Source organism: Arthrobacter sp. Y3223164, assembly GCF_059091005.1.
The window spans coordinates 1-6,938 of record NZ_JBNHGF010000129.1 but is presented as its reverse complement, the minus strand read 5'-3'; the positions used below and the strand labels follow the sequence as shown (position 1 = coordinate 6,938).

Here is a 6,938-nt window from a genome sequence, read left to right as displayed (position 1 = left end):
GGGGCCAGGGCCCGGCGGCGTGCGCCCGGCCGGCCGTGAGGTGCAGCGCCGAAGCCACCGGGGTCACGAGTCCAGAGTCCCCATTCATCCTTGGAAAAAGCCGGTGCCGTCCCGGTCCCCCTCACATTAGGGGTATCGGCACCCCTCAGGCGAGGCTGTCCCGCCGTCGGGGAGTCAGCGCACGATGGTAGTGCACTCATTGGGGGGTGCGTGCTGCGAGGGGGAATCGTGGAGCAATTGAGTGGATGGGCCATGCCCATGGCCGTGCAAATGATCGGAAACTTACGGATTCGTCGCGGCGGGACCGTGTTGACCGCCGACAAACTGGGTGGCCCGAAGCCGCGTCAGGTGCTGGAAATCCTGCTGTTGCACGTTGGTTCGCCGATGTCGAAGGACCGGCTGGTGCACCTGTTGTGGGGCGGCCGCGCCCCGGGTGAAGCGCTGGCCACGTTGGAGAGCTATGTCAGCATCCTGCGGCGCAACCTGCAGCCTGGCTGCGCAAAGACGGGGCCGCTGCGCACAGCCAACGGCGGTTACATGATCGACCGGGACATGGTCGACGTCGACCTGCACCGCTTCCAGGCCCTGGTGCGGGCCGCCGAGTTTGCCGAACCGCCGAGGGCCTACCCCTTGTTGGCCGAGGCGTTGTCACTCGCGTCGGAGCCGCTGCTGGGCGACGAGCTGACTCCCGATTGGGCGGAAGAGGCCCGTTCGGGCCATGCGGAAACGGTGCAGCACGCCCAACAATTGGCTGCGGAGGCCGCGCTGGCCTTGCATCGGCCCGACGACGCCGTGCTCTGGGCCCAGCGGTGCGTTGCTGCTTCTCCGCTGAATGAAGCGGCGTGGACAGTCCTGATCCGTGGCCTGGAGCTTTGCGGGCGGCATGCCGACGGGTTGCAGGCCTACGAACGGTGCCGGCGGTTGTTCGGCCGCGACCTCGGTTGTGCCCCCGGCCCGGCCCTTCAGGAGGTCCACGTGCGGCTGCTGAAGGCCACCGCTGACGCCCAGTCCGGCCTTTCGGAAGTCCTGGCGGCGCTGCTGCTGCTCAACGAACGGCTGACCCCGCCGGCAGCAAAGCACCGGAAGGAACATTTCACCGTCGACGCCCCGGCCGGACCCCAGTACATGGCGGCGGGAGACATCCTCAGCTCGTTCCTGCGCAAGGCGCTCGCAGCCAGCTGAGGCCGGGTGACCCCGCCGGCCCCGATATGTACTTCCCGGCGCGCGCCGTGCATACTCGAGGTGGGGTCAAGTCCTTTGTGTCTTGAGTTGGGGAACTGGAGTGAGCTCTTTGGGGGAGCAAAAACTACGCATCGCCGTCGTGGATGATCACACGACCTTCGCGGAGTTGCTGTCTGATGCGCTGGACCGGGAAGCGGATCTGGCCAATGTTGGCAGCGCCGCCGGTGTGACCGAGGCGGTTGCCTTGTGCCGCCGGGCCCGGCCCGACGTGGTCATCATGGACTACCACCTGCCCGACGGTGACGGGGTCGGCGCGGCCGAGCAAATCCTGCAGGCTGCCCCGGAGACACGGATTATCTTGTTGACCGGCAACCCGTCGCTGAATGTACTGGCGCGCGCCGCCGCCTCGGGTCTTTGCGGCTTCCTGCCCAAAGACGGTTCCCTGTCAACGCTGCTCGAGACGGTCCGGAACGCCAGGAGCGGCAGCATGTCGGTCTACCCGTCCGCGCTCACTCGATACGTCACCGCTCCACCGGCCACGGCAGTGGACAGGCCTGCCCTGACCAAACGCGAGCACCAGGTATTGGCCCTCATGGCAGCAGGCAACGACGTCCGCACGAATTCCCGGAGGCTGGGAATATCCCCGCACACGTGCCGGGGCTACGTGAAGTCGATCCTGGCCAAGCTAGGCGCACATTCACAGCTGGAAGCCGTCGCCACCGCCCAGCGGCTGGAACTGCTGGACGGCGGGCATGGTCGTTGACGTGGCTGCGCAGGACCGGCGCAGCATCCTCGCTGAAACACCCTCTGGGTCCCGCCGCCGGAAGCCCTCGGAAATGCAGGCGGCCCTGCGCCGCTTCGCGCTGTCGGGGCTTGCGGCACTGATCATCGTCACGGTGCCGGTGATCATGGTCGCCCGCTCGCTGGCTGCCGACCATGCCCTCCTCCACGCCGCGGAACGCACGACACAAATCGTCGACCACCAATTCGCCCAGGACGTCACGGAGGCGGCGCTGGCCGGGGTTCCGGAGGCCTTGGCCGAATTGGACAGCGAAGTGGACCCGATGATCGACGACGGCCACATTCTGCGGGTCACTGTCCGGGATCTCGACGGCTCGATTGTCTATTCCGACGTCGATGCACTGATCGGACAGCAGATCGACCTGCCGGCCCAACTTCTGGCCCGGTTGCAGGAGGATGCCCCCGTCAGCGTCGTCGAAGATCCCCCCGGCGACAACATCTTCGGGCTGGGCCGCGCCGAGCTGGTCAACGTGTATGTGCGGGCACAGGCCGGAGATGGAAATGACTACATCTTCGAACTGTCTCACCCGGCGAACGAAATCAACCGCATGCAGGACGAGATGCTGGGCATCCTGCCCGTCATCCTCGTCGCGTTGGCCGTGCTGCAGTTTCTCCAGCTTGGACCGGCCCTTCGAATGGCGCGCCGCATGCGGAAGGCCAGTGAAATCCGGCGTGGACTGCTGCAGAAATCGATCGCGGCCTCGGAAGAGGAACGCCGGCGTTTGGCCCGGACCCTCCACGACGGCGTCATCCAGGAGCTGGCGGGGCTGGCCTACAGCCTGGAAGCGCGCGAACAGCAGCAGACCGCTTCGGACAGCGACTTCCATGCGCTGGCACGGGATATTGTGAAGGGCAGCATCGACGACTTGCGCCGTATCACGCTGACGTTGTACCCGCCGGACCTGTCGGCCGAGGGCCTCCCGGCCGCGCTCGACGGATTGGGTGTGCTGGTCCGCCAACGGGGAGCGGGCTGGCAACTGGAGATCGACTTCCCCGAGCCCGCCGCCCTCGCCTGCCCCGATTTGCTCTACCGGGCGGCACGTGAAGCCGTGACCAATGCTTCCAAGCATGCGTCCGCCCGGCTGGTCAAGGTTTCGCTGAGGCAGTCCGACAAGGCAGTGGTGCTGGAGGTCGTCGACGACGGCGTCGGCTTTACTCCTGAGGCCGCCCGGCGGGCCGAACACTTCGGCCTCCGGATCATGCGCGACACCGTCCGCGAGGCCGACGGTACGCTGCACGTTGAATCCGCCCCCGGCGCGGGCACCCGGATCGTCATGGCCTTTCCTGCCGGGCAATAGTTGCATGGCGCCTGCCGGGGCGCAGCCGGCGGCAACCCCCGGTGCGGTGAGGCGGCGATCGGCCGGCTGCCTTCGGCGGAAAGCGGGCCACGCTGCGGCAGCCCGCTTCCCGCCCCTGGACGCGAAGGCCGCAGGCTAGATATCGGCGCCCTCCAGCAGCTCCGTGACCAGGGCCGCGATGGGCGAGCGCTCGGACCGTGTCAGCGTCACGTGGCCGAAGAGCGGGTGTCCCTTGAGCGTTTCCACGACGGCGGCGATGCCATCGTGGCGCCCGACCCGCAGGTTGTCACGCTGGGCCACGTCGTGGGTGAGGACGATCTTGGAGTTCTGGCCGATCCGGCTCATCACCGTCAGCAGCACGTTCTTCTCCAGCGATTGCGCCTCATCCACCACCACAAACGAGTCGTGCAGCGAGCGGCCGCGGATGTGGGTCAGCGGCAGCACTTCCAGCATGCCGCGGTCCATGACTTCCTCGACCACCTCGGTCGAAACCAAGGCGCCGAGCGTGTCGAACACCGCCTGGGCCCACGGATTCATTTTTTCGGCTTCCGAGCCCGGCAGGTACCCGAGTTCCTGGCCGCCAACGGCGTACAGCGGCCGGAACACCACCACCTTCCGGTGCTCGCGCCGCTCCAACACCGCCTCCAGCCCGGCACACAGCGCCAGGGCGGACTTGCCGGTACCGGCCCGTCCGCCGAGGGAGACTATCCCTACCTCCGGGTCCATCAGCAGGTCGATGGCCAGCCGCTGTTCCGCGGAGCGTCCGTGCAAACCGAACACGTCGCGGTCGCCCTTGACCAGGCGCACCTGTTTGTCGGCCCCCACCCGGCCGAGGGCCGACCCGCGGGTGGACAGCAGCACCAGTCCCGTGTTGGCGGGCAACTCCGCCGCCTCCGGGATGAACACCGGCTCGTGTCCATACAGCGCGGTCACGTCGTCGTCGGCCACGTCCAGCTCGGCCACGCCGGTCCAGCCGGAGTCTTTGACAAGTTCGTTGCGGTACTCGTCCGCGCGAAGCCCCAGCGCCGACGCTTTCACCCGCAGGGGCAGGTCCTTGGAGACCACGGTGACGTTGCGGCCCTCGACGGCCAGGTTCTTGGCCACGGCCAGGATTCTGCTGTCGTTGTCGCCGCCGCGGAATCCGGCCGGCAGCACGTCGGACGAAACATGGTTGAGCTCGACCCGCAGGGTGCCGCCCTCCGCCCCCAGCGGTATGGCCTGGTCCAGGCCGCCGTGCTGTACGCGCAGGTCGTCCAGCAGGCGCAGTGCCTGGCGGGCAAAGTAGCCCAGCTCCGGGTCGTGCCGCTTTCCTTCCAACTCGGTGATCACCACCACCGGCAGGATCACCTCGTGCTCGGCGAAGCGCAGCAGTGCCCGCGGATCGGACAGCAGCACGGAGGTGTCCAGGACATACGACGCCCGGGTTGTTTCCGCTTCCCCGGCGGAAACAGAACGACCGGACGAGGTGGCAGCGGCGGGCTGCTTCCCGGGTCCGGTCGTGGCGGCTGGGTGCGGATTCTTGGTGGCGGTCATGCTTGCTCCCGTCCGGAGCGCGACGGCTCCGACTGTGTGAAGCGGGGCGTGGACGGTAGGGCCACCAGGCCGGAACCGGCCTCCCCCGATGCGGCTTTCGCTGTGCGCATCAAACTGGTGGCCTCCCGATCAATCTGCGGTTTTGCCGACTGATAGTCCTAAATTACGCGGATGTAATTCACTAAGACAAGGGCCCGGAAGAAATCGTTTCAATGAATTCTGCGTAACAGGAACGACGCTGGCCCGCCGCCCGCTCCGCCGGCCGCGTCAGGCGCCGAAACGGCGCTGGCGGCTGGCGTAGTCGCGGAGCGCGCGCAGGAAGTCCAGGCGCCGGAAATCCGGCCACAGGGCCTCGCAGAAGTAGTATTCGCTGTAGGCGCTTTGCCACATCAGGAAGCCGGAGAGCCGCTGTTCACCCGAGGTCCTGATGACCAGGTCCGGGTCCGGCTGGCCGCTGGTGTAGAGATAGCCGGAGATGTCCTCGACCGCCAGCGTATCCGCGACGTCGGCCAGGCTCTTGCCTTCGGCGTCGGCATGGCGGAGCAGGCCCTTGACCGCGTCAACGATTTCCCGGCGGCCGCCGTAGCCCACGGCCACGTTCACGTGGACGCCGTTAACCCCCGCGGTCTGCTCCCCCAGATCGCTGAGTTTGGCCGCGAGGTCGGCCGGGAGCGTCTCCAGCGCGCCGACGGGATGGACGCGCACGTTCTTGCCTTCGCCCAACCGGTCCAAGGTGTTGCCGATGACACCCAGCAGTTCGCGCAACTCGTCTTCCGAGCGGCCCATGTTGTCCGTGGACAGCATGTAGAGCGTGACCACCTTGATGCCCAGGTCGCCGCACCAACCCAGGAACTCCAGGATCTTGTCGGCTCCGGCCTGGTGCCCTTCCCGGGTGGGCGCCCCGGCCAGCCTGGCCCAGCGCCGATTACCGTCGACCACCACACCGATGTGGCCCGGGATACGGTCGGGCGCCAGCGAACGCTGCAGCCGCCGCTCATACAGGCGGTACAGGACGCCGGGAAGAGACACCGCACCCCGCCTTCCTGATCGCCCGTTCACGACTTAGAATTCTATCCCCCCGCCTGGCCGGTTCCGCGCCACTCCTTGTTACCGGCCGGTAACAAGGAGTGGCGGCGGCCGTTAGAATAACCGCATGAGTGAACACGGCGCCGCCTCCGGGCCCTCCGGTTACCGGGGCGGCTACGAGGATTCCGCCGCCCGGCGGGAGTCGACGGACGGCCCCATCGAGCGGGCCGTGGAGCAGGTAGCCGACGCGCTCAACATCAAGCCGAAGTTCCGCGGCTGGCTGCATGCAGGGGCCACCCCGCTGGCCCTGGTGGCCGGGATTGTCCTGGTGGCGCTGGCGCCAACGGCAGCGGCCAAATGGGCCTGCGCGGTCTACGCCGTCACGGGCTTGCTGCTCTTCGGGGTCAGCGCCGTCTACCACCGCGGCAACTGGAGCCCGCACGTCAAGCTGGTGCTCAAGCGCCTGGACCACACCAACATCATGCTGGTCATCGCCGGAACGTACACGCCGCTGGCCTGGTCACTGTTGGAACCGGCGAAGGCCACGTTGCTGCTGTGGCTGATCTGGGCCGGCGCCATCGCCGGCGTCGGGTTCCGGGTGTTGTGGCCCCACGCCCCGCGTTGGCTCTACGTCCCGGTTTATTGCGCACTCGGGCTGGCCGCGCTGTTCTACCTGCCCGACTTCTTCGCTGCCAGCGTGCCCGCGGCGGTCCTGATCTGCGCGGGAGGGGTCCTCTACATCGGCGGTGCGGTGGTGTACGGGATCAAGCGGCCGAATTTCTCTCCCACCTGGTTCGGCTTCCACGAGCTGTTCCATGCCTGCACCGTGGTGGCTTTCGCCTGCCATTACCTCGCCATCTTGATCGCGGTGCTCGGCAACTCCGGTTGACTCTCACCACGGGCGTCCGGAAAAGTGCCGCACTCAGCCTGCTCCCGCGCCCAGCTCGGCCAGCAGGCCGTCGACGGTTGCCACCGGCCGCCGGCACACCATCCCGCGGCACACGTAAGCCAGCGCACCTTCCGTCGGGGCGGGCTTATCAGCCAGCAGCGGCGGCGTCCCCTCCGGCGGCCGGGCCTCTCCGGAACGCGCGACAACCA

At 67.6% G+C, this 6,938-nt stretch carries 6 protein-coding genes; 4 read left to right on the top strand and 2 right to left on the bottom strand.

The genetic code is table 11. From position 1 onward, the window contains the following. The first annotated feature begins 270 nt into the window (after positions 1 to 270). From AC5RUJ_RS08530 to AC5RUJ_RS08520, 3 genes are all read left to right on the top strand, one after another. Complete coding sequence (locus AC5RUJ_RS08530; RefSeq protein ID WP_494128033.1) at positions 271 to 1,182, top strand: AfsR/SARP family transcriptional regulator; 912 nt, start codon at positions 271 to 273, stop codon at positions 1,180 to 1,182. 100 nt (positions 1,183 to 1,282) lie between these two features. Next, positions 1,283 to 1,945 (top strand): response regulator, encoded by a 663-nt coding sequence (locus AC5RUJ_RS08525; RefSeq protein ID WP_494128032.1) that lies wholly within the window; start codon positions 1,283 to 1,285, stop codon positions 1,943 to 1,945. Further along, positions 1,935 to 3,281 (top strand): sensor histidine kinase, encoded by a 1,347-nt coding sequence (locus AC5RUJ_RS08520; protein ID WP_494128031.1) that lies wholly within the window; start codon positions 1,935 to 1,937, stop codon positions 3,279 to 3,281. The genes AC5RUJ_RS08525 and AC5RUJ_RS08520 overlap by 11 nt, the downstream gene beginning before the upstream one ends. Positions 3,282 to 3,416: 135 nt before the next feature. Here AC5RUJ_RS08520 and phoH2 read toward each other — a convergent pair whose 3' ends face one another. Continuing rightward, a complete protein-coding gene (gene phoH2, locus AC5RUJ_RS08515; protein WP_494128030.1) occupies positions 3,417 to 4,814 on the bottom strand; it encodes an RNA 5'-3' helicase PhoH2 in 1,398 nt (465 codons plus the stop codon). Positions 4,815 to 5,081: 267 nt separating this feature from the next. After that, on the bottom strand, positions 5,082 to 5,843 hold the full coding sequence (locus tag AC5RUJ_RS08510) for an isoprenyl transferase (RefSeq protein ID WP_494001462.1): 762 nt from the start codon (positions 5,841 to 5,843) through the stop codon (positions 5,082 to 5,084). Positions 5,844 to 5,967: 124 nt separating this feature from the next. Here AC5RUJ_RS08510 and trhA point away from each other — a divergent pair, with 124 nt between their 5' ends. Next, positions 5,968 to 6,729 (top strand): PAQR family membrane homeostasis protein TrhA, encoded by a 762-nt coding sequence (gene trhA, locus AC5RUJ_RS08505; protein ID WP_494128029.1) that lies wholly within the window; start codon positions 5,968 to 5,970, stop codon positions 6,727 to 6,729. Positions 6,730 to 6,938 lie beyond the last annotated feature (209 nt).

Coding starts and splice junctions, on each gene's coding strand:
- trhA (WP_494128029.1), top strand. CDS start 5,968: ATGAGTGAACACGGCGCCGCCTCCGGGCCCTCCGGTTACCGGGGCGGC.
- phoH2 (WP_494128030.1), bottom strand. CDS start 4,814: ATGACCGCCACCAAGAATCCGCACCCAGCCGCCACGACCGGACCCGGG.
- AC5RUJ_RS08530 (WP_494128033.1), top strand. CDS start 271: ATGATCGGAAACTTACGGATTCGTCGCGGCGGGACCGTGTTGACCGCC.
- AC5RUJ_RS08520 (WP_494128031.1), top strand. CDS start 1,935: ATGGTCGTTGACGTGGCTGCGCAGGACCGGCGCAGCATCCTCGCTGAA.